Annotated in this window: 21 protein-coding genes and 1 pseudogene; 14 read left to right on the forward strand and 8 right to left on the reverse strand. The window is 57.9% G+C overall.

Annotation, left to right across the window (positions count from 1 at the left end):
• Window positions 1-1,043: 1,043 nt before the first annotated feature.
• On the reverse strand, window positions 1,044-1,823 hold the full coding sequence (locus AC1RTQ_RS18550) for a GntR family transcriptional regulator (protein WP_492877871.1): 780 nt from the start codon (window positions 1,821-1,823) through the stop codon (window positions 1,044-1,046).
• A 167-nt stretch (window positions 1,824-1,990) separates the two neighbouring features.
• Between AC1RTQ_RS18550 and AC1RTQ_RS18555 the strand changes: the two genes are divergently transcribed.
• The 8 genes from AC1RTQ_RS18555 to AC1RTQ_RS18590 all read left to right on the forward strand — a co-directional run bounded on the left by AC1RTQ_RS18555 (window position 1,991) and on the right by AC1RTQ_RS18590 (window position 11,654).
• On the forward strand, window positions 1,991-2,971 hold the full coding sequence (locus AC1RTQ_RS18555) for a tripartite tricarboxylate transporter substrate binding protein (RefSeq protein WP_492877873.1): 981 nt from the start codon (window positions 1,991-1,993) through the stop codon (window positions 2,969-2,971).
• Complete coding sequence (locus AC1RTQ_RS18560; RefSeq protein ID WP_304350948.1) at window positions 2,968-4,137, forward strand: acyl-CoA dehydrogenase family protein; 1,170 nt, start codon at window positions 2,968-2,970, stop codon at window positions 4,135-4,137. Before AC1RTQ_RS18555 ends, AC1RTQ_RS18560 begins: the two co-directional genes overlap by 4 nt.
• Window positions 4,138-4,180: 43 nt before the next feature.
• A complete protein-coding gene (locus AC1RTQ_RS18565; RefSeq protein WP_492877875.1) occupies window positions 4,181-5,368 on the forward strand; it encodes an acyl-CoA dehydrogenase family protein in 1,188 nt (395 codons plus the stop codon).
• Window positions 5,365-6,477, forward strand: coding sequence for an acyl-CoA dehydrogenase family protein (locus tag AC1RTQ_RS18570; RefSeq protein ID WP_302091522.1), 1,113 nt, complete (start codon window positions 5,365-5,367; stop codon window positions 6,475-6,477). The genes AC1RTQ_RS18565 and AC1RTQ_RS18570 overlap by 4 nt, the downstream gene beginning before the upstream one ends.
• Window positions 6,474-7,271 (forward strand): enoyl-CoA hydratase/isomerase family protein, encoded by a 798-nt coding sequence (locus AC1RTQ_RS18575; RefSeq protein WP_304350946.1) that lies wholly within the window; start codon window positions 6,474-6,476, stop codon window positions 7,269-7,271. Before AC1RTQ_RS18570 ends, AC1RTQ_RS18575 begins: the two co-directional genes overlap by 4 nt.
• 5 nt (window positions 7,272-7,276) lie before the next feature.
• Window positions 7,277-8,446: a CaiB/BaiF CoA transferase family protein gene (locus AC1RTQ_RS18580; RefSeq protein ID WP_492877877.1), complete on the forward strand. Its 1,170-nt coding sequence runs from the start codon at window positions 7,277-7,279 to the stop codon at window positions 8,444-8,446.
• 9 nt (window positions 8,447-8,455) lie between these two features.
• The gene (locus tag AC1RTQ_RS18585; protein WP_492877879.1) at window positions 8,456-9,433 is read left to right on the forward strand and encodes an NAD(P)H-dependent flavin oxidoreductase; all 978 of its coding nucleotides are present in this window, start codon (window positions 8,456-8,458) and stop codon (window positions 9,431-9,433) included.
• Window positions 9,434-10,202: 769 nt separating this feature from the next.
• Complete coding sequence (locus tag AC1RTQ_RS18590; protein WP_492877927.1) at window positions 10,203-11,654, forward strand: sensor domain-containing diguanylate cyclase; 1,452 nt, start codon at window positions 10,203-10,205, stop codon at window positions 11,652-11,654.
• 72 nt (window positions 11,655-11,726) lie between these two features.
• Here AC1RTQ_RS18590 and AC1RTQ_RS18595 read toward each other — a convergent pair whose 3' ends face one another.
• The 5 genes and pseudogenes from AC1RTQ_RS18595 to AC1RTQ_RS18615 form a co-directional block, all read right to left on the reverse strand.
• Complete coding sequence (locus AC1RTQ_RS18595; RefSeq protein WP_492877881.1) at window positions 11,727-12,350, reverse strand: glutathione S-transferase family protein; 624 nt, start codon at window positions 12,348-12,350, stop codon at window positions 11,727-11,729.
• 155 nt (window positions 12,351-12,505) lie between these two features.
• Window positions 12,506-12,786: pseudogene (locus tag AC1RTQ_RS18600) on the reverse strand (transposase); the annotation flags it as partial.
• A 61-nt stretch (window positions 12,787-12,847) separates the two neighbouring features.
• A complete protein-coding gene (locus tag AC1RTQ_RS18605) occupies window positions 12,848-13,273 on the reverse strand; it encodes a nuclear transport factor 2 family protein (protein WP_492877883.1) in 426 nt (141 codons plus the stop codon).
• Window positions 13,274-13,309: 36 nt separating this feature from the next.
• Window positions 13,310-14,746, reverse strand: coding sequence for an aldehyde dehydrogenase family protein (locus tag AC1RTQ_RS18610; protein WP_492877885.1), 1,437 nt, complete (start codon window positions 14,744-14,746; stop codon window positions 13,310-13,312).
• Between the two features lie 493 nt (window positions 14,747-15,239).
• Entirely contained in the window at window positions 15,240-15,824 is a 585-nt protein-coding gene (locus AC1RTQ_RS18615; RefSeq protein ID WP_492877887.1) for an NADPH-dependent FMN reductase, read from the reverse strand.
• Window positions 15,825-15,858: 34 nt separating this feature from the next.
• On the opposite strand from AC1RTQ_RS18615, the gene AC1RTQ_RS18620 reads away from it, so the two are divergent.
• From AC1RTQ_RS18620 to AC1RTQ_RS18645, 6 genes are all read left to right on the forward strand, one after another.
• Window positions 15,859-16,575 (forward strand): GntR family transcriptional regulator, encoded by a 717-nt coding sequence (locus AC1RTQ_RS18620; protein WP_291603156.1) that lies wholly within the window; start codon window positions 15,859-15,861, stop codon window positions 16,573-16,575.
• Window positions 16,576-16,959: 384 nt separating this feature from the next.
• A complete protein-coding gene (locus AC1RTQ_RS18625) occupies window positions 16,960-17,820 on the forward strand; it encodes a fumarylacetoacetate hydrolase family protein (protein WP_492877889.1) in 861 nt (286 codons plus the stop codon).
• A 75-nt stretch (window positions 17,821-17,895) separates the two neighbouring features.
• A complete protein-coding gene (locus tag AC1RTQ_RS18630) occupies window positions 17,896-18,867 on the forward strand; it encodes a Bug family tripartite tricarboxylate transporter substrate binding protein (protein WP_492877891.1) in 972 nt (323 codons plus the stop codon).
• 23 nt (window positions 18,868-18,890) lie between these two features.
• Complete coding sequence (locus AC1RTQ_RS18635) at window positions 18,891-19,469, forward strand: amino acid synthesis family protein (RefSeq protein ID WP_275052802.1); 579 nt, start codon at window positions 18,891-18,893, stop codon at window positions 19,467-19,469.
• Window positions 19,470-19,486: 17 nt separating this feature from the next.
• The gene (locus AC1RTQ_RS18640) at window positions 19,487-20,482 is read left to right on the forward strand and encodes a zinc-dependent alcohol dehydrogenase family protein (protein WP_492877893.1); all 996 of its coding nucleotides are present in this window, start codon (window positions 19,487-19,489) and stop codon (window positions 20,480-20,482) included.
• 19 nt (window positions 20,483-20,501) lie between these two features.
• Window positions 20,502-21,056, forward strand: a complete 555-nt coding sequence (locus AC1RTQ_RS18645; RefSeq protein ID WP_302089462.1) for a VOC family protein — start codon at window positions 20,502-20,504, stop codon at window positions 21,054-21,056.
• A gap of 209 nt (window positions 21,057-21,265) precedes the next feature.
• On the opposite strand, the gene AC1RTQ_RS18650 is transcribed toward AC1RTQ_RS18645, so the two are convergent.
• Both AC1RTQ_RS18650 and AC1RTQ_RS18655 read right to left on the reverse strand, forming a co-directional pair.
• Window positions 21,266-22,243: a zinc-binding dehydrogenase gene (locus AC1RTQ_RS18650; RefSeq protein WP_492877895.1), complete on the reverse strand. Its 978-nt coding sequence runs from the start codon at window positions 22,241-22,243 to the stop codon at window positions 21,266-21,268.
• 3 nt (window positions 22,244-22,246) lie between these two features.
• Complete coding sequence (locus AC1RTQ_RS18655) at window positions 22,247-22,936, reverse strand: type 1 glutamine amidotransferase domain-containing protein (RefSeq protein WP_492877897.1); 690 nt, start codon at window positions 22,934-22,936, stop codon at window positions 22,247-22,249.
• Window position 22,937: the final 1 nt, after the last annotated feature.

The following is a 22,937-nucleotide window of genomic DNA, read 5'->3' on the forward strand; positions in this document are numbered from 1 at the left end:
GATCAATAAATTCAACTAATTGCACCTTGGTTTGATGGCCTGCCCACAGACCTGCCCACATTAGAAAAAGCCCCAACATCGCAAGATGTCGGGGCTTTTTTGCATTACCGCCCGCACTACAAGAAGCTTCAACCTTGTTCGCAAGCGCTCGCTGACAAGCTGAAAAATAGAAGTTTTGTATAAATTCACAGTATTTAGTGAACTATCTATCAACTGTAGATAAACGGCACGAGGCTGCCGCCAGAGTTCGCAAAAGCCAATGGCATCTGTGGCTGGCCGTACATGCACTCAAAGCTGCCCAAAGCTGGCATGCCACTATGCAGGGCCCATCTGCAGCCCCAGCCAGATGCACCCACTCTGCAAGAACTGATCGAGCTGCTTGCGCACTGCCACCTCAAGCTGATCAAGGGCGGCGGCATCCGTCTGAGCGGGCAAGAGTGGAGTGTCCACCATCTACACATAAGACAAAGCTGGTGGTGCGTACCAGCGCCAGCGCCGACCAGCAAAGACGATGCTCAACCCTAGTCACTCGACCTTGCTGCGCACACCCGGGCGATATGGATTTCCCAATGAGCGCGTCCTGCCTGGCAGCGCCAGCGACTACGTCACAGAAGAAGTCGAATCCGGATGGCTGCTTGTGGTAACCGCTGAAGGTGGGCTTGTTTTCTTCGGGCCAGCCCGGGCAAGCGTGGCGCGCTCCCCTGCACCTTTTTAAGTTCCTAGCGCAGGTCCGCAAACGACCCGTTGCTGTCGTGCGTGCCTCGGTGGCCAATGTCTGCTGCCAAAAAGAGCGGTCGTTATCTGGCGCCAGATTCGGTGCTTCAGCGCGACAAGGCCGAGCTCCCCGTCAGCGGTCGTTCGCGTCGGCCAGCAATCGACCCACTCCTGCCGTTCGAGCCTCTTGGGTCTATGTCGGCGATGCAGCGATAGCTGCCGACGACCGCCACGTTAGCGACTTACGCTTACCGGCACAAAGCAGTCGTACTCGTTTGATTGTCAAAGCGCTCGTGATCTCAACTAATTGAAATCTATCCGTCGCCGGCTCAGCGACGAATCACTGCCCGGTAAGTGAACTTGTCGGGTCGAAAATACATCTGCGCATATATCAACGGCTGGTTTTCGATGTCGTGCGGCACAAAGCTCACATACAAGAGCGGCGTATCAGGTGCCACGTTCAAAATTTTACCGCGCTCCACGCCAGCGGCCACAGCGCGGGCTTCGATGTGCGTGCTTTCCAGCCGATACCCCAAATTGGCTTCCAGCACACTCATGGTGTCCGCTGTCTCCAAGTCGTGAGCCAGCAGTGCCTCTGCCATGGAGGGAGGTGCAAATAGCTTGCCGCAGACGATCGCCTCGCCGTCAACAAGGCGCACATGAGAAATGCAGGTCAGCGGTGCGCCTACCGCCAGCTTCAGACTATGTGCGACACGTATCGACGCTTTCACCGTGCGCACCGAAAGCGTTTTGCCCTGCGCGTGATAGCCCTTGGAGCGCATGTGCTCATAAAAGCCGGTGAGCATTCCAAGCTGCGGCGCATTCGAGGGACGGGTGACAAAACTCCCCTTGCCATTAAAGGTTTCCACCAAACCTTCCGCCTGAAGCGCTGATAACGCCTGCCGCACCGTGATTCGGCTAACACCAAACTGCGCTTGCAGCTTGGATTCGGAAGGAAGCTTTTGCCCTGGCGCGAGCTGCTTTTCCAAAATGCTTTGGCGCAGGCTTTGCTGCACCTGTGCAAACAGTGGCAGATCGGTTTGAATTTTTTGTTCTTGCTGCGCCGCTGATGCGCTGGCGACAGATTTTTCGGTCTTGGTTTTAGGCATGTCTGACGTGCACTATATCCGTTAGATATTGGGTTGGCAGGCAGAACTTGATCACCCTTGCAACCATGCGCTGTCATAACAGGTATTGCTAGATCTTCGCACGCAACCTATTATGACAGGTATGTGCAATGGAGTTTTTCCATTGCACATAAAAATGGAGACAAGACATGCAACGCAGAAAAATCATGAGCACGCTGCTAAGCGGCGCGGCTGCCTTGGGTGCCAGCACCTTTACGTGTAATGCGCTGGCCGCGCCGGATAGCGACTATCCCAAACGCCCTATCCACGTCATCGTGCCCTATGCTGCCGGTGGCGTGGTTGATGTGCAGACTCGGGCGCTCACTCAAACGCTGCAAGGCATCCTCAAACAACCTATCGTGGTGGAAGCCAAGCCCGGCGCGAGCGGCAGCATTGCCGCTGAAACGGTGGCACGTGCAGCGCCAGACGGCTATACCTTGCTTGTGTCGGCCTCGTTTCTGATCAACACGCCGCTCATCGAAAGCAATCTGCGTTGGAAAATGCAGGATTTCACGCCAATTGGCCGCTTCTCGCTGTCTACCAGCTACTTCACCGTGCCGATGACATCGCCCGCCAAGACTGTGCGCGAATTCGTCGACATGGCAAAGAAGGCTTCACCGCCGCTGCAATACGCTGATGGTGGCATCGGCACGCCGCAGTCTATGTCCACGATGATGTTCCGCACGGCTGCGGGCATTCCGCTGGAGATGGTGATGTACAAGGGTGCGCCGCCCGCGATTCCTGATCTCATCAATAACCGCGTGTCGATGTCGATCCTTCCGTCTGCCGTGGCAATTCCGCAGATCAACGGCAAGAAGCTGCGTGTGCTGGCCAACATTAGTGACACGCGCTCCAATGAGTTGCCGGGCGTGCCAACGTTCGCAGAAGCCGGTTTTCCTGAAGCAACTGCTGTATCTTGGTACGGCTTACACGCGCCCACAGGCACGCCGCAAGTCATCATTCAAAAGCTCGAAGCCGCAATGCGCGAGGCCACTGCCACAGAAGAAGTGAAGAAGCGCCTCATTGCCGCCGCTGGCGAAGAAGCCTTCATGGGCACCAAAGAATTCACCACATTCATCGAAACAGATGTCCAGCGTTGGACAAAAATGATGAAGGCGATTCAGCGATGAGAACGCGCCCCGAACACGAGTTTCAAATCCTGATCGGCGAGCTGCGCGAATTCATCGCCAGCGAAGTCGTTCCGCAAGAGCATTTGCTTCAAGCTGGTGACGCCAAAGCCTTGCAAGAAACCACGCGCGTGTTGCAACGCAAGGCCGTTGCGCGCGGCTTTGGCGCAGCACGCACAGCGCGTGAGTATGGCGGCCTCGCGCTGAGCTGGGTGGAATGCTGTAGCTATCTGGAAGAAGCGGGCCGCAGCTTTTTGGGCCCTGCGGTTTTGCAATGCGCTCCGCCAACTCAGCCAGACATATACGCGCTGGAAAAGTTGGGCTCGCCCGAGCAGCAACAGCGCTATCTGGAGCCGCTGCGCACGGGCGATCTGCACTCCTGCTTTGCAATGACCGAACCCGCGCCTGGCGTAGGCTCTGACCCGCGCATGCTCAGCGCCACAGCCAAGCGTCTGCCTGAAGGGGGCTGGGAAATCAATGCCCACAAATGGTTTATCACCGGCGCCGTGCGGGCCGACGTAGCGATTGTTGTGGCACGCACCGAAGCCGGTGTCTCCTGGTTTCTGGTGGACACAGACACCCCGGGTTATCGCCTGGTGCGCGACGTGCCGACGATGGAGCCGTTTGATGCCGGTGGCCACGGCGAGATCACGCTCACCAATTGCCGCGTGCCTGCGAGCGCATTGATCGGCGAAGAAGGCCGTGGCCTCGAATACGCACAGCTACGCCTTGAAGGCGCACGCCTGTTTCACTGCATGCGTTTTATCGGCATGGCGTCTCGTGCGATGGATATTGCGCAAGAGTACGCATCACACCGCGAATCTTATGGTGCGAAGCTGGGCGAGCACCAGATGGTGCAGTCCATGATTGCCGATGCGCATATCGAGCTATACGCCGCACGCCTGATGACGCGCGATGTAGCGCGAATGCTGGATGCGGGCGAATCGATTCGCCATCACTCCTCGATGGCCAAAGTGTTCGTCTCCGAAGTGGTCTGCAAAGTGGCGGACTCAGCGGTGCAAATTTGCGGCGCACTTGGTATCTCCGAGGACACGCCGGTGTCAATGATTTATCGCCAGATGCGGCCTTTCCGTATTTATGACGGCGCGTCCGAAGTCCACCGATCGGCGATTGCCAAACGTGCGCTGCGCCATCGCATTTGCGCCTGATGCAGGCTGATCCCGCTTGAATTTCACTCTAGGTTTTCCACCCATGCAAGAGACCACCGAACTTGCGGCATTCCGCAAAAAGATACGCCAATTTGTCGGCGAACGCCTTCCCCAGGACGTTCGCGAAACCACGCAGCGCGGCCAGCAGCACACGCGTGAGCAAATGGTGCGTTGGCACAAAATCCTTACCGCCGATGGCCTTCTCGTGCCGCATTGGTTCAAGCGCTGGGGCGGTCAGGAATGGAGCGTCGAACAGCAAATGGTGTTTGACGAAGAAATGGCGCAAGGCCACGCGCCGGAGCTCAACAGCGTGACATTCGACATGCTCGGCCCGGTGATCATGCACTACGGCAGTGAGGCGCAAAAAGAGCGATTTTTGCCCGCGATTGCCGCTGGCGATCAATGGTGGTGCCAGGGCTACTCGGAGCCCAACGCGGGCTCGGATCTCGCATCGCTCGCCACCCAGGCCAAGCGTGATGGCGATCACTACGTGGTCAACGGTTCGAAGATCTGGACTTCGTATGCACAGTACTCCGACTGGATGTTCTGCCTCGTTCGCACAGCCCAAGGTGGCAAGCCGCAAGAGGGCATTTCCTTTTTGCTGATCGATATGAAATCGCCCGGCATCACTGTGCGTCCCATCGTCGGCATTCACGGTTGGGTGGTCTTCAACGAAGTGTTCCTCGACAACGTGCACGTGCCCGTGGATCAAATCGTAGGCGAGGAAAACAAGGGCTGGACGGTGGCCAAGTCGCTGCTGGAATTTGAGCGGCTGAAACTCGCGCGCATCGGTGAAAACAAGCGCCGCATGACACGTGCGCGTGAGATTGGGCTTACGCACATGCATCTGGGCAAACCCGTTGGCGAGCAGCACTGGTTTCGGGAACGCTTTGCCGATCTGCAATCGCGCTTGCTGGCGCTCGAAGCCAACGCGGGCCGCTTCATCCAACGCCAGCAAGCGGGCGAGTTGCTTGGCGCGGAAGTCTCCATGCTCAAGATGCGTGGCAGCCGCTTGATTCAGCTGTGGGAAGAACTCATCGTCGACGGCCTCGGCGCCGATGCGTTTGCACTCAGCCCCGCCTGGCTTGCAGGCAAAAGCGATGCCCCGCAGATGGGGGGCATTGCGGGCACCGCATCCTCTCGCCGATTTCTTGCGCGGGGCTACACCATCGCCGGTGGCTCCAGTGAAATTCAACACAATATTCTCGCCAAACAGGTACTCGGACTATGAGCGACTCCCTGCAACAAGAGCAGCAAATGATTGCCGACAGTGTTCGGCGTTGGGCCACGCAAACAAGCTCGCCTGCACAACGCGAAGCCTCGGCCGCACACAACGACGGCTGCCCGCCAGAGCGCTGGGGCGAAATCGCCGAAATGGGATGGCTGGCCTTCCCCATTCCCGCCGAAGACGAGGGTCTTGGCGGTAGTCTGGAAGACCTGTGCGTGCTCGCCGAAGAGTTGGGCCGTGCGCTACTGATCGAGCCCTTTGTCGCCAACGCCATCGTCGCCAGTCATTTGATGGTGCAGACCGCCGAAGGTGCGCTGCGCAGTCAATGGCTTGGTGATCTTGCAAGTGGTCAAAAACGTATGGCCTTTGCGATGTGGGAGCCGCAATGCGAGGGCCTCGTGATGCCTGCAAACGCCACGGCTCAACAGACGCCTGACGGTTTTGCAATCAGCGGCGCCAAAGGACTTTCGCCCGGACTTTCAGGTGCAGATGCATTGCTGCTGGTTGCTCGCATTGCCGACGACGACTTCGGCCTATTTTTCGTCAACGCCGATGCGGCTGGCCTCACGCTCGGCAACCAACGCCTGTACGACGGTCGCCACGCTGCCTCTTTACAGCTAGAGAAATCACCGGCAAAGCTGCTGCGCAAGGCCCCTTGGGCGCAAATGCATGTGTTGGTGCAATCGGCTATTGATCGCGGCATCATCGCGCATTGTGCAGAAACGGCTGGCGCGGCCAGCGTGGCGCTCGCCACCACCATTGAGTATGTGAAGACCCGCAAGCAGTTTGGACGCAGCATTAGCAGCAACCAAGTGGTGCAGCACCGGCTGGTTGATCTTTATGTAGAAGTGCAAGAGCTCAAAGCCTTGTGGCGCTACGTCGCCAACGAGCCATCGCCAGGCAATGTGTCGGCGCTTGCCATTCGCTGCATTGACGTGGCCCGTCACGTGTGGGAAGAAACCCTGCAATTGCACGGCGCGATCGGCATGACTGAGGAGTACGAACTCGGCGAATACCTGCGCCGCCTGGCGCTGGCTACATCGCTGTATGGCGGCGCAGCCGTGCATCACGAGCGCCTTGCCGCGCTTTCTTTTAAGGCAGGCTACGCATGACAAATACGCAAGAGCATCCATCGCTCATCACCACACGCGAAACGGGCGTGCTGTGCATGATCATCAATGCGCCGCAAGTGCGTAATTCTTTGCAAGCACCCGGTGTGCTGGACGGTTTGCTAAACGCACTCGAAGAGCTGGAGCAAGACCCCACGCTGCGCGCTGCCGTACTGACGGGCGCGGGTGGCGCATTCTGTTCGGGCGGCGATCTGCGCCAGCTCTCAGAAAAAAGCGAAGCCGAAGTGCGTCGCAATATGACGAGGAATGCTTGGCTGTATCGACGCCTTGCGCTCAGCGACAAGCTCATCATCGCTGCGGTCGATGGCCCAGCCTATGGTGCGGGACTGGGTCTGGCGCTGGCCTGCGATTTGGTGGTGGCGGGAAAAGACGCAATGTTTTGCAGCGCCTTCACCCGCGTCGGTGCGATGCCGGATGCCGCGCTGTTTTGGTCGCTGCCGTCACGCGTCGGTACTACGCAAGCCCGCCGCATGATGCTGATGGCCACCGAAGTGAACGCCGAGCGCGCCTTGCAAACCGGCCTTGCCGATGAGCATGTGGCGGATGGCAGTGCGCTGCCCACAGCGCTTGAGTTGGCGCATAAGATTGCACGTGGGCCGCAGCGCCCGTTTGGCCGCATCAAGGCCGGCTTGCGCCGCGCGCCAATATCGCTGGAAGATGCGCTCGCGTTCCAGCTCGACAATGCGCCCGGACTCTTTGCGGGAGCGGATTTCAAGGAAGGTGCGAATGCTTTCTTTGAAAAGCGCCGGCCCGTTTTTGGACAGCAGGATCAGTAAGCGCCATGACATCAGCCATCAACTCTGTACCAAACGATGCGCCGCTGGCAGGCGTGCGCGTGATCGAATTCGGCCAATACATTGCCGTGCCCGCCGCTGGCCAATCGCTCGCGGACTTGGGCGCGGAGGTCATCAAGATCGAACCTTCAGCAGGTGATGCAGCCCGTCAGCTCGGCTGGACCGATGACGACTGTGGCCCCATGTTCACCGCCTACAACCGCGGCAAACGCTCAGTGGTGCTCGACTTGCGCAGCGATGCGGGGTCCGCCGCTGCGCTCAAGCTGGTTGCCAGTGCCGACATCGTCTTGCAAAACATGCGCCCCGGTGCCATGCACAAGCTGGGCCTGAGCGCCGAACAACTGATGTCGCAGTTCCCACGCCTGATCTATGGACAAGTCAGCGGCTTTGGCCAACGCGGTCCTGCCAGCTCGCGGGCAGGCCTTGACATCGCTGCCCAGGCCGAAAGCGGCATGATGAGCCTGAACGGCGAGGCCGGGCGCGATCCCGTTCGTGTTGGCTTCACCGCTGTCGACATACTCACCGCGCAATCGCTCACCAGTGGCGTGCTGGCAGCGCTGTTTCGCCGCAGCGTGAACGGGCGCGGTGCGCTCATTAATCTCTCGTTGATCGATATTGCCGTGGCGTCGCTCGCGAACGCTTGGGCAGAGTACCGCATGTTCAACAAAGTGCCCCTGCGCTGCGGTAACGGCCAGCCAACAGTGGCACCCGCGGCCGAGGTGGTGGCGACGAGCGACGGCATGGTGGTGGTTTCTGCCTATACCGAGGAGCATTTCCCGCGTCTGTGCAACGCCATCGGCAGCCCGGAACTCGCTCAAGACGCACGTTTTGAGACCAATCGCGCACGCGTGGAAAACCGCGCGGCATTGCTTGCGGCGCTCAACACTGCCTTCAACCACCATAGTACCCATGCGGTTTGCGAGCTGCTGAGCAACGCTGGCGTTGTAGTCGGAGCCATCCGCACCATGGACCAGATTCGCGCCGGGCAGGAAGGTGTTTCCAAGGACTTGTTCGTTGGAACCCAGGCCGGTGAACGCGCGCCCGCAGATATTCCAGGAGTCGTCTTAATCGACGACTACAAACACCGCCCTGGCCGCGTGCCATCGCTCGGCGAGCACACTCGCCAAGTGCTTTCCGAACTGAACCAAGCCAACTGATCAAGAGACATGAAAACCCGAATCACAGAACTCTTCAACATCGAATGCCCCATCATTCAAGGCGGCATGCACCACGTTGGCTTGGCCGAGCTGGCGGCTGCGGTCTCCAATGCCGGCGGCCTTGGCGTCATCACCGCACTCACCCAGCCATCGGCTGAGGCCCTGTCCAGGGAAATTGCGCGCTGCCGCGAGATGACGGACAAGCCTTTTGGAGTGAATCTCACCTTTCTGCCTGCGGTCAATGCCCCAGACTATCCCGGCTATGTGCGCGCCATCATCGAAGGCGGCGTGAAGATTGTGGAGACCGCTGGCAACAATCCACAGCAATGGCTACCGGCACTGCATGAGGCTGGCATCAAAGTCATCCACAAATGCACCTCGGTGCGCCACGCGCTCAAGGCACAAAGCATTGGCTGCGATGCGGTGAGCGTAGACGGTTTTGAATGCGCTGGCCACCCAGGCGAAGACGACATCCCCAACTTCATCCTGCTGCCGCGCGCGGCGGAAGAATTGAAGGTGCCTTTTGTGGCCTCTGGCGGCATGGCCGATGGCCGCTCACTGGTCGCAGCGCTGGCGCTGGGCGCTGACGGCATCAACATGGGCACACGTTTTGTCGCCACGAAGGAGGCACCGGTTCACGACAACGTCAAGCAGGCAATTGTGCGGGCTACCGAACTCGATACGCGTCTTGTGATGCGCCCGCTGCGCAACACCGAACGCGTGCTGAACAACCCCGCAGTCGAGCGCCTGATTGCCAAGGAGCGTGAACTGGGCGAAAAGATCAAGTTCGCAGACATCGCCACCGAGGTCGCGGGTGTTTATCCGCGCGTGATGAAGCAAGGCGATGTCGATTGCGGCGCCTGGTCTTGCAGTCAGGTGGCAGGGCTGATTCATGACATTCCAAGCGTGCAGGAGCTGCTGGACCGCATCATGCGCGAGGCGCATGAAATCGTGAATGAGCGATTGCTCAAGCGCTTCGGGATCTAATGGTTGTGAATCGAACAGCTTTTCCTCGATAGCGCGAGCAGAATCAGCAAGCTGATGGAGTTGGAGTGTTTACGGCATTAGGTTAGAAGTGGCGACGCTCATAAAACAACTCAACCCTGCTACAAAGCGAGATTCTTGGGCTCATGCAGCAATAACACCATTTCAGATCACGCAAAAGCAGGCACTTGGCGTTCGATCAGCAGACTCCAACGACATCTTGAGATGTAGGGCAGACTTTCTCGAAAATTTTGGCGCAACGACTGCTTTGAGCAACAGCCGTCATTAGCATCTCTGAAGTGAACGACTGCAACCAGCCTAGACTTGCCGTTCACGGTTACCTACCGGACGACAGCTTCTGGCCGTTAGCGGTCAGCAAACAAAGCCTCGCACAGCGTTTGTTCACGCCGTGCCATCGGTATCCCGTCCAGTTGTTACCACACGCGCTTGATGCGAGAACCTATCAGGCCGTTTGGCCAGTGATACCTGGGGCTGTGTAAAAGCTTCTCGGATCTTCCATTTAGGAGCATGCACGGTAGCCAGCAACTATGGATCATGTGTATGCTGGCACGTCAGGCCATAAAGAGAACGCATAAGACGAATTTGCAAGCAGCTGGGATAGCCGAATTAATACATGCAGCCTAGCTACGCCTCTGACTTCTTGAACGAAGACATGTAACTGGGGGGAGCAGTGGAAGACCACAATGATAAAAATTGGCTTCGCTGGTTTTCTTTCAAGCAGGGGCTCACTGGGTCCGCTGCACCCTATGTCATGGCCATTGCCGGTGTAGTGATCGCACTGTCCATGGTAGTTATCTGCGTTGTGATCTTGTACCAGGGCCGGCTGGATGCAACGGGTAGGGCGACCGACGGCTTACGCAATGTCGCCACAATGGCAGAGCACGACATTGAACGCAATTTCGAGCTTTACGCTCTGTCCTTGCAAGCCGTGGTTGACGGGATCAGTGACCGTGAAGTGATGACGGCATCAGACCGACTCCGCAACATTGCCCTGTTCGACCGAGCCGCGACTGCCTCCTATCTTGGCTCCATGCTGGTGTTGAATGCTGAGGGGGATATCGTCCTTGATGCCGCGGGCGAGGTGCCCAGGGTCGGTAATTTTGCAGATCGCGAATATTTCAAGGTGCACCAGGCAAGCCCGAATGTCGGCTTGTATGTCGGCCATCCTTATACGTCGCGACTGCGCGATGGTTCTCTCAGCATTCCGCTGACCCGCCGTATTTCGCGTGCCGACGGCTCTTTTGCCGGCGTGGTGCTGCTTGCCGTTCAACTGGACTATTTCCGGAAACTGTTTTCGACACTTTCCTTAGGCAACCATGGTGCGATGGTGCTGATGCAGCATGACGGCACCTTGATCATGCGCCAGCCTTATGACGAAAAAGTCATCGGGCGGAACGTCAGCAACGCCAGCACCTTCAAGAAGCATCGCCTAAAGACGGAAGGTAGCTTTACAGACGTTTCGGTGGTCGATGGAGTGCAGCGGCTGTACTACTTCAAGAACCTGCCGAACCTGCCGCTCACCATCATCGTGGCAGAAGCCTATTCCGATATCTATGCGACATGGTGGCATCGCGCCCTGACCATCGCCGCTGTCATCGGGATGCTCGCTGCCGCTTTTATTGGCTTGTCCTTTGCTTTCGGGGTCCAATTGAGGCACCGTATGCGTGCGGAATCGGAGCTGGCCATGTTGGCACGAACCGATGGTCTGACGGGCCTGAATAACCGCCGCACGCTTGGTGAAATCCTGGACCAGGAATGGAGACGGGCCAGGCGAAACAGCAGCATGTTTTCGCTGCTGTTTGTCGATATCGATCGGTTCAAAGCTTACAACGACACCTACGGGCATCAGGCGGGTGATGATGCGCTCACGGCTGTTGCGAAGTGCATTGGTGACAATATCCGCCGCCCTCTAGATCATGCAGCGCGCTACGGGGGGGAGGAGTTCATTGTGGTCCTCCCGGACACTACGCCAGAAGGGGCGGCCTCGGTTGCAGAAAGTATTCGTTCGGCGATTTCTGACCTGGGGATCGAGCATTCAGGTAGTGAGTTTGGTCATGTCACGGCCAGCATCGGAGCCGCAACCTGGACCCCGGAGGAAGACAGTGAAGTGTCAGCGGTCATCCGCGTGGCGGATGAAGCTCTGTACGCCGCCAAGGCTACGGGGCGTAACAAGGTGGAGTTGTCGCCGGTGCATACGAGCTAGCTGAGTTTGATTTTTCTACTTTCGGATGCCGGATCGTTCATCAAGGGCTGCTCATGGCCGTTAGCCGCCCTTTCAGGGCATTCCATTTCTTCCATACAGACGATAACCCGGCCTACGGCTCAAGCGCTCGTAATAGTCCCGTACCGCCGGATAGTCCGGGTGTGCCAGCGGTGTTTCAAACCACCGGTTTACTGACAGGCCAACAGGTATGTCCGCAAGAGAGAACTCCTCACCGCAGACATAGGCACCGGTCGAATCCAGTTGCCGATCCAGGATCTCCATATGCTTCGACCATTCCCGGCAGCCGGTTGCCAGCGCATGGCTGTCCTGGTACTCGGGAGAGTGTCTAACCAATGACATGAAGGCATAGCTCCAGGACTTGTTGAGATCCGTCGCCTGCCAGTCCATCCATTGGTCAACCCGCGCCCTCGCCAGCGCCTCGAGCGGGTAAATCTCAGCGCCGCTATAGCGGTTGGCCAGATAGCGAATGATGGTGTTCGACTCCCACAAAACAAAATCGCCATCCTGGATGACCGGCACCATGGCATTGGGATTCAGCGCCATGAATTCAACCGTATGGGTCGACTTGAAGCCTGACCCCCAATCCTCTCGCTCAAAAGGTATTTCCATTTCGGCACAGGCCCAGAGTACCTTGCGTACATTGATTGACGATGCCTTGCCCAAGACGCGCAACATTTCATGCCTTTCTTCTGCGGAGGGACGCTTTCAGGTGAGTCTATGCGGACATTGATCGTGCAAAGCGAGCTGGCCTGTTAGAAACCCATCCACTTCTCCCCGCATTTAAGCAGCACTTGGACTTTGGGTGAAATCTGGACGATGGCAGTCAGCCGCGGTTCTTGGGCGGAAACCTGTGCGAGCAACTCAGGCATCACGGCAGCATCACTGACATTGTTGGATGTGACACAAATAGCTCGTAGCGGCAGCGTTTGTGCATCAATGCCGATATGCAGCACCATTGGCGCCGGCGCTCCGCCCCATGCTTTATGCATTTCCACTCGCCTTCGCGCAGGAACTTGATGCCCGTGGAGGCAACCCGCAGATGTAGGCCATCCGAGGTGGTGCGGTATGCCACTTGGACATCCAGACTGCGCTGGCGGCGACAGTCGGGGACTGAACAACCCCCTTCTGGCGGCGTCCAGTTAACTTACAGCCCTACAGTTGAGACGAATTGCTCAAGAAATGCTCATTTCAGTGGGCGTGGTCTGAAAGGCAATCTGACGCCACTGGCCCTCGTGTTGGGTCCAGACTTGAAGAACTTGAGAGTCAATCCGAACGGTGCCGCTTCCATCTTTTCTGACTGCGACCAGCAACTGTCGGCCAGTCATCACGGCAGTTTCTCCCAGCACCTGGACGCGAAGATTGGAACGATCGATCTGCTCGTAGTTGACATGCGTCCCGCCAGAGCGGAAATAGCTTTCGTAGCTATCCACTTGCCCTTTTGCGTGGACATGTGTGAGAGCTGGGTGCAACAGCTCTTTGAGCCGGTCGAAATCGCCCCTTGTCATGGCATCGCATCGTTGCTTTTCGCGCTCCAGAATCTGGGCTTCGACTTGGGGTAATTCGGCTTGGGTATCAGTCATATCTTGGATTGGGTACATGGGAGTCTCAGACTCGACGGCAGTCGAGTTGCCTGTTCAGGCACAGGTGTAGGAGGTTTTGACAACAGTGAAAAACTCCTGGGAGTAGCGACCTTGTTCGCGCGGTCCGTAGCTCGAACCCTTGCGTCCCCCGAAAGGAACGTGGTAGTCAACTCCTGCGGTGGGCAGATTGACCATCACCATCCCGGCCTGGCTATGGCGCTTGAAATGTGTCGCGTACTTCAAGGAAGTTGTGGCGATTCCCGCTGACAGACCAAAAACCGTATCGTTGGCGGTGGCCAGTGCCTCCTCATAGTTATTCACGCGGATCACGCTGGCCACCGGGCCAAAAATTTCCTCGTTGTTGATGCGCATTTCGGAGGATGACTCGCTGAACAAGGCTGGCGACATGTAGTAGCCATCGTTGCCGAGCTTCAATCGCTCGCCGCCTGTTGCCAGAGTGGCGCCTTCGCTCTTGCCGATCTCGACATAAGCGAGGTTCTGCTCCAACTGCGACAGAGAGGAAACTGGTCCGATGTCAGTACCTGGGTCAAGTGCATCACCAATCCTGATATGCGCCATGCGGGCCTTCATCGCCTCGATGAACCGTGGGTAGATACCATCCGTCACGATCAAACGGCTCGAAGCGGTACAGCGCTGGCCGGTCGAGTAAAAGGAACTTTGTACGCATAGTTCAACGGCCTGGCTGAGGTCGGCATCGTCGAGCACAACTTGCGGATTCTTGCCTCCCAGCTCCAACTGCACTTTCTTGTGAGTTGCAACGCATCGAGCCGCAATATGACGGCCGACACCCGCCGAGCCCGTGAAGCTGATGGCATGAATGCCTGAGTGCTCAACCAATGCGCTGCCAATCACGCTGCCGCGGCCCATGACAAGATTGAACACGCCCGCCGGTACACCAGAGCGATGGATGATGTCCGCCAAAGCCCAGGCGCTGGCAGGTACCAGTTCGGCTGGCTTGAGAACCACACAGTTCCCGAAGGCCAATGCAGGTGCAATCTTCCATGCAGGAATCGCCATCGGAAAGTTCCAGGGGGTGATGAGGCCGACCACGCCCACCGGTTCGCGTGTGATCTCTATCCCGACACCCGGACGCACCGAAGGCAGCAACTCCCCAGAAAGCCGAAGGCACTCTCCAGCAAAGAACTTGAAGATCTGGCCGGCCCGGGTCACTTCACTCACGCCTTCGGCCTTGGTTTTGCCTTCTTCACGTGAAAGCAGCGTTCCAAGCTCCTCCTTGCGTGCAAGAAGTTCATTGCCGATCTTGTCCAGTGCATCCGAGCGCACTTGGATGTTGCTGGCTGCCCAGGCTGGAAAGGCTTGCATAGCAGCAGCGACGGCGGCGTCGACATCCGCTGCACCACCTTGCGCATATTCAGCGATGGCGTCCTCCAGGTTGGAGGGGTTGATGTCCAGTGAATAGCTCGCCCCTCTTGTCCATTCGCCGTTGATCAATAAATCGTGCTGATTCACAAATAGCTCCGTTCGGGTTGTGAAAGACCAAGACGCCGATGCGCGAAGTCTGAATGCCACTGCTCGACTGCCGAGACAGGGCGGAAAACAAGCCATTGCGTCACACGCGGCCACCCTTCTCAGGGATCAAGAGGTTGGCGTGCGGACTCAATATTTTGTGCGTAAATAGCATTTTATGCACAAAATAATTTTCAGCAAAAGCTCTTTCCAGGTTGGCAAACCTGCATGGCGTCTTCTGGCTTCGGGAGGAGAGAATCAGCGGTGAGCTGGTAGGTCGAGCGATCTGACCTCTGCGGGCGTCACGGGCTTGGGCGCATCAAGCCTCTTGGCTGCGACAGACTTTCACCGCGAAGATGGCGAGAATCCGATGCCTGGGTGTTCTGCAACGCCGTGCGCCAGGAGTGCCTAGCACCGGCGATGCATGGATACGAGGGGGCTGCCCTTTGATCAATGCGAAACAGCTTTCAATAGAGCCCTCGTAGCCGAGGCTGGATCAGTCCTGCTTTGTCCGTGCAGCTTGCCAGCGGATCTCATTGATCAGATCGTCCAGGCCTGCCTTGATGAAGTTCAGGGTCGGCTCGTCCACCAGCTTTCCATCCTGAATACGGGTTGCGACACTGGCAATGGCGATGTGCTGGCGCACCAATGGACGAGCAAGCGTCGCGGATAGAGCGTCTCGGATCTGGGCCTGGGCTCGAACGCCTCCAGCCGTACCAGGTGATGCGGTCATGATGAGTGCCAGCTTATCCTTGAGCGGCGATGCAAACCCAGGGCGCGAGGCCCAATCGATTGCATTCTTGAGCACACCAGGGATGCCGTAGTTGTACTCGGGCGAGCAGATCACCAGGCCATCCGCTTCTGCAATCGCAGTCTTGAGCCGTTTCACTGCTGGCGGTGGCGTCTCCCCGTCGAGGTCACCGTTGTATAGCGGGACGTCATCCAGGGGCAACAACTCCATGGTGACCGTTGGTGGAAGCAGTGGGGTGAGGCTGCGAAGTACTGCGGTGCAGTGGGATGCCCTGCGAATACTGCCTGAAATCGCAACGAGGCGAACGGGGGTGTTGATGTCTACTTTCACTGAGGTTTACTCCTTCTTTCAATCTCCCAAGTTTATGCATAAAATTAAAAACATGTATAAAAAAGACGCCCCCACCAAAGCCCCGACATTGATTGATCAGGCATTTGCGCAACTGCGTCAGGATGTGCTCAACGGCACATACGGTGCCGGCGTGAAGCTCAAGCTCGATGAGCTGCAGACAGCCTACGGCTTTTCAAGCAGTCCGCTGCGCGAGGCTCTGAGCCGTTTGGCTCAAGAGGGATTGATACGCGCCGATGAGCGCCGAGGCTTTCGAGTTACCGCCATTTCTGCCGACGATCTGGCCGATATCACGCGCATGCGCATCATGTTGGATTCGCAAGCGCTTCGTGAATCAATTGCCTATGGCGATGACGCATGGGAGGCGTCGGTTGTAGGTGCTTTTCACCGCTTGGAAAAAGTGGAAAGCCGGCTTAGCGACGGCCCCGTGGTGCTGGACCAGGGATGGACCGACATGCACACGGCGTTCCACATGGCGCTGCTTTCGGCCACTCCTTCCGAGCGGCTGCGCACATTGAGTGCCAGCCTGTTCGATCAGGCTGAACGATATCGCCGCTATTCAGCTCGCTTTCGCAAGACCTTCAAGCACAAATCAAATGAGCACCGCAAGCTGATGGATGCCACGCTGCGAAGGGACGCAGACACAGCGTGCGCGCTACTGGAGGAACATATTCTCAGTACGCAACGGAATGTGTTGGAGGTTCTGGAAAAGGTGGAGAAGCAGCCAAGCTGATTCCATACTTCAGCGAAATGCCCGCCAAGTTATCACCTGGCGTATAGACCGCTCTCTTTGCCAGCCAGCGCCAGGCGAGGGCTGTTGAATGCATCCTCATGCTGACCATGACGGCATGTCAGACCCTCAGGCAGCTCCATGCTGTTCTCCCAATGCGGAGACCTGGCTGCTAGCGGCTGCATCTTAAAAATTTCTCCTCGAATCAATGCTCACGCTCACGGGTCGTGAGCATTTTTTTTACGCATTTTTGGGCACATGGGGCAAACCCTATGCATCAAAACTATTTTTATGCACAAAAATAAGTTCATGCACAAAGTGGCTTTAACGCAAAATTGCACGCAAGCCACATCCTTTTCACCTCTCCTTATCGCTTGAAGGAACCCCATGAAACTGATGTCTTATTCGCTCGCCGGCCGTGATACCTGGGGCGTCGTGATTGCCGATGGTGTCGCTGAGCTGGCTGCTCGTACGGGCTATGCCACGCTTGCCGACTTCATCGCCAGCCCCGACTTCGCGCGCCGCGATGCATTGACAGAGGGTCTGGTTGCAGATGCAAAGTTGGCCGACGTGACGTTCCTGCCGGTCATTCCTCGTCCGGAGAAGATCGTTTGCGCAGTGCGCAACTACATGGATCACCACCAGGAAGTGCTGGCCGCAGGAATGCAGCGAGAACTCTCCGAGGAGCCCCCGATTTTTCTACGTGTGTGGCGTTCTCAGACTGCACACCAAGGCCCGATCGTGCGCCCCCATGTTTCCGACTCGTTGGACTGGGAAGGTGAACTCGCCGTCATCATTGGCCAGGGCGGCCGCGACATCGCCGAGGCGGATGCCTGGGAGCACATTGCCGGCTACAGCTGCTACAACGATGCGAGCGTGCGGGAATGGCAGTTCCATGCCAAGCAGATCGCATCGGGCAAAAATTTCGAGTCCACCGGAGCCTTTGGCCCCTGGATGGTGACAGCCGATGAAATCTCGCCAGGCCGTGAATTGAAGCTCGAGACACGCCTGAATGGTGCCGTGGTGCAGTCTAGCCACACAGGACACATGATCTTCTCGATCCCACGCTTGATCGCCTATGCCTCCACCATCTTCACGCTGGTCCCGGGCGATGTAATCATCACAGGCACTCCGGCTGGCGTGGGCTGGAGCAAAAAGCCTCAGCAGTTCATGAAAGCAGGCGACGTCGTGGAAGTGGAGATCGAAGCCATTGGTCTGCTGCGCAACCCAGTGATAGCGCAGTCCTAATCCATCCCCTCAGACTTCATCCACTTCACACGGGTAGAGCCAGGCCCAAAGAGGCCGCCGCCCATGGAGACAAACATGCATAGAAGACACTTCCTCGCCGCCAGCAGTGCGACGGCCTTGTCCTGGTCAACACTTCCGGTTATGGCTCAGACCTATCCGGATCGGGCGATCAAGCTGTATCAAGGCTTTGCAGCTGGCGGAAATGCTGATTCCATCGCCCGCGCCGTGGGTACGGAGATTGGAAAGGCCCTGGGACAACCCGTGATAGTGGAGGCCCAGACCGGGGCCGGTGGAACCATTGCGGCAACCACGGTGGCTCGTGCCAAGCCCGATGGCTACACCTTGTTGATGGCGACTGGCGGTCATGCGGTGGCCGGTGCGTTGTACAACAAGCTCCCTTACAACTCGGTAAGTGATTTTGAGATGATCTCAACGGTCACTTTCTTTCCGTTCCTGTTGGTGGTCAATACAAAGTCCAAGTTTCAAAGCTTGCGCGAAGTGCTTGCCAAGGCCCAGGCTGAACCGGGTACCGTGGCATATGGCACAGCTGGAGTGGGCTCCACCCATCATTTAGCTGGAGAGCTGCTGGCCAAGATGGGACGCGTGAGCTTGATGCATGTGCCTTACCGTGGCGACGCCGCATCCGTCACCGCCCTGCTGGGGGATGAAGTGCCCTTCATCATCGCTCCGCCGACAGCCGTTCTTTCCAACATCCAGGCTGGCAAGCTGCGTGCGATTGCAACCAGCGGTGCACAGCGCTGGCCAGGTTTGCCCAATATCCCCACAGTGTCTGAGCAAGGTGTGGCTGGGTATGACGTGCGCTCATGGGCAGGGCTGATGGCGCCTGCCGGCACTGCGCGCGCGGTGATCGAGCGCCTGAATACCGAGACGCAGCGGGCACTTGAACTGGCCTCTGTGCGCAAACGTCTGGAAGACATCGGCGGTGAGGCGCGAGGCAGCACGCCTGAAGAGATGAAAGCCATGGTTGGCCATGAGCTAGAGAAATGGCGCCAGGTTGTCGCCGACGCCAAGATTCCTAAACAATAAATGCACTCACTGAAAGTTCAGTCATGACTTTGATAGCAATTCGCAAACGCAGCCTCAATATCGAGACCATCTACCATGAAGGCGGCCCACCGGCAGAGCAACCTTTGCGCGTAGCATCGGCCTGTGCTGTGGTTCGCAACCCCTATGCAGGCCGCTACGAACCTGACCTGTTGCCTTTCATGGCAGAGCTGCGCAGCCTGGGCACCTTGCTCGCAGAGGAACTGGTGGACACTTTGGGCAAAGAAAATGTCCAAGCCTACAGCAAGGCAGCCATTGTGGGCGTTAACGGAGAGCTGGAGCACGGTGCAGTTTGGCATGAGGCCGGTGGTTGGGCGATGCGCCATGTACTGGGTGAGCCCAAAGCCATCGTTCCATCGGCAAAAGCGGTGGCAGCCACGGGCTACCGACTGATGGTTCCTCTGCACTACATCCATGCCGCTTACGTGCGCAGCCACTTCAACAGCGCGGAAGTCGGAATTCAAGACGCTCCGCGCCCTGACGAAATCCTCTTTGCTCTGGTGATGGCCGACGGTGGCCGCATTCATTCGCGCCTGGGTGGACTGACTCGCGAGCAAGTCTCGGTGCATGACGGACAGCGCTGATCATGGAGGCAAGCACTATGACGATGAAAGCCGTGCAGCTGCAGACCACTGGCGGCCCCGAAGTGTTGTCTCTGGTCGACTTGCCTGTGCCCCAGCCAAGCGCTGGTCAGGTGCGCGTGAAGGCTCATGCCATCGGAGCAGGCGGCCCCGATGTGTTGATTCGCAATGGCACCTATAAGTGGATGCCGCCGTTGCCCGCTATTCCCGGCAACGAACTGGCAGGTATTGTGGATGCAGTGGGTCCGGGCGTGAGTCGCCTCTCTATCGGTGATCGGGTACTGGTCAGTGCGCGGGAGCTGCCTCAGCGCGGGGGCTGCTATGCGCAGGCCATCTGCGTTGCGGAGTCGGTTCCGTTCGTACTTCCAGACACCATTGCCTTCGATGATGCAGTGAGCCTTGGCAATTTCCAGCTCGCATTGGCTTTGCTGGCCAGCAATGGCAATTTGCCGGCGCAATCCATTCTGGTGCCAGGCGCAGCAGGTGGCGTGGCGACGGCTCTGGCACAGGTGGCCAGATCTCGTGGCTTACGTGTCATTGGCACAGCCTCCACCGCTGAAAAACAGGCATTTGCGATAGAAAACGGTGTCACAGATTTGGTGAGCGGCGATGTGAAGACGCTGCCTCAGCAGGTGATGGAACTCACTGGTGGACGAGGCGTTGATTTGGCCTTTGACCATGTGGGTGCCGATCTCTTTATCGCCTGTCTGCGCTCTCTGGCTCCGTCAGGTATGGCGGTGTCGTACAACATTCTGGCAGGCCCCCCGTCTGCTGATGTGTTCGATGAGCTGCGCAAATTGCTAGCCAGGAGCTTGGCCATTCGCACTTTCTCTATCCATGCGGTGGATGCAGACATCACGCAACGCCGAGGATTGATGGAGGAAGCCATCAGGCTCATGGCGCGCGGCTCTGTGCGTGCACCACGTGCCATGCGTATGCAGCTGGCACAAGCTCGACAGGCTCACGAGCTGCTCGATAGCGGTGGCACTCTGGGCAAGCTCGTCCTCATTCCCTGATTCCGTGGAGCTCGCTAGCATGAACCAACCCTATACCGCCAACCTGTCCCACTTCGGTATCTTTTGCCGCGATCTGGAAGTGATGAAGTCCTTCTACACGGGCGTATTCGATATGCAGGAAACCGACCGTGGTGTGGGCGTGACCTTTCGCTTCGAGATCGTGTTTCTGAGCGGACGAAATGATCAACACCATCAATTGGTGTTGGCCGGAGGACGCGGTGCCGATTCACCAAGCACCGTGATGCAACTGTCTTTCAAGGTCCAGTCCATCGACCAGCTGCGCGAAGCGCGGCGTCGGGCACTGGCTTTGGGGGCAACGAAGATGCGCGGTCTCAACCATGGCAATGCGCTTTCGATCTACTGCATGGACCCTGAGGACAACACCGTGGAGGTCTACCTGGATACGCCTTGGTATGTGAGTCAGCCCCATGGAGACCCGTTAGATCTGGAGCAGAGCGATGAAGCCATTTGGGCGCAGACTGAACAGGTCGTGCGCACAGACCCGAGCTTTATGCCTGTTACAGAGTGGGCAGCCCAGTTTGAGCTGCGTCGTCAGGCCGCCAGGAACGCCTAGCAAACCAGGCTCCCATACGAGTTGCGTCCCCCAAAGCTCAGGTCGGCCGGCACTTGGAGACGCGGCAAGCCATCGGCATTGAGCAATGTCCTCAATGCCGATGGCTTTCCCCTTCCAATGGCGGGAAGTTGTGCCGCTGCAGTCGACAAGCAGTTGCATGTTTTGCTTGCTCCTTGGCGTCAGGCGTCGAGAGCCAGCAGCACAATCACTTAGGCTCTTAGCAAGACCTTCCCTTTGCGGCCCGGCTGCAAGCTTGCGGCTGCGGCCTGAGCAGCATCATTGAGATCAAAAATGGCCTCAGCCGTCAGTTTGAGCTCACCCGACAACACCCGCTGCAGCAGTTCGCCAATCAAGCGCCGCTTGTTGTCAGGCGTCATGGCTTGACTGACCTTGCTGCCCCAGAAACCCTTTACCGTCGCTTGCTTGAAGATCAGAGATCCGGAGTCGATCTGCATGGGCTCTCCGGCCATGGTGCCAAAGGAAACCAAGGTGCCCTCCTCACCCAATAGACCGAGCAAGGATGCACTGGCTGAGCCTCCGATGGAATCCACGGCCGCACGAGCCAACGGGCCGCCAAGAATAGCGCGGGCGCGTTCCTGCCAGTCTGGTTGTGCCGTGGACAAGGCATTGCCGATGCCCAGGGCGGCAAGCTCCTGTACACCTGCATCGCGCCGGACCAGGTTCAAGACATGCACGCCGCGTGCTTTCGCCAGCATTGCCACAGTCTTTCCGACCGCGCCATTCGCCGTGTTCTGCACGATCCATTGTCCCGGCTCGACATTGAGAAACTCCAGCAACATCAATGCGCTCAGTGGCATCGCAATGATTTGCGCTGCGGCTTCATCAGGAATAGCTGGCGGCATCGGCACCAGCACATTGGCAGGCGCAAGAAAGTACTCCGCCCAGGTGTTGTGGACTCCCGCGACGGCAACCCGCTGTCCCACTGCCGGGCCTGAGACGCCTTCACCCAGCGCATCGACGATGCCAACGGCCTCGCTGCCGCCAATCGCGGGAAGTTCAGGCTTGTAACCATAGCTGCCACGGATCGTCCAGAGGTCATGGTTGTGGATTGGCGCCAGCAAGGTCTTGATGCGCACCTCACCAGCACCTGGTTGCGGGATGGGCCGATCTATCAGCTCGAGAACCTCGGAAGGTTCGCCAAAAGTGGTGTGGATAGCACTGCGCATGACTTATTTCTCCTGATGAGCAAGCATGGACAACAAGGCATGGGCCACGCCCTCCGAGCTGGCCGGATTCTGTCCTGTGATCAACCGGCCATCCGTGACGACATGCACCTGCCAGTCCGGAGCTTTTTCATAGTGAGCACCCAAGCGCAAGAACTCGTCTTCGATCAGAAAGGGTACGACGGTGGTTAGGCCGACCGCCGCTTCTTCGCTGTTGGTGAAGCCTGTGACATGGCGACCGGCAACCAATGGTTGTCCATCAGCGGCCCGGACATTGATCAGAGCACCTGGCGCATGGCAGACAAGGGCGAGTGGCTTGTTCGAACGCTCGAAAGCTTCGAGCAGTGCAATGGAGTTGGGATCGTTGGCCAAGTCCCACAAGGGACCATGGCCGCCTGGGTAGAACACGGCATCGAAATCGGTGGCGCTGACCTGATTCAGCGGTACTGTCGAAGCCAGAGCGGCCTGTGCTTCGGTGTCCTGGCGAAACCGCTCGGTCGCGGAAGTCTGGGCTGCAGGCTCATCGCTTTTCGGGTCTAAAGGCGGTTGACCTCCGGCAGGCGAAGCCAGCGTAATCATGGCTCCCGCATCTTTCAATGCGTAGTAGGGGGCCGCGAATTCCTCCAACCAGAACCCCGTCTTGTGACCGGTGCTGCCCAGCTTGTCGTGGGACGTGAGTACAAACAGAACTTTCATC

It is taken from the genome of Comamonas sp. GW821-FHT11H03 (assembly GCF_058807955.1).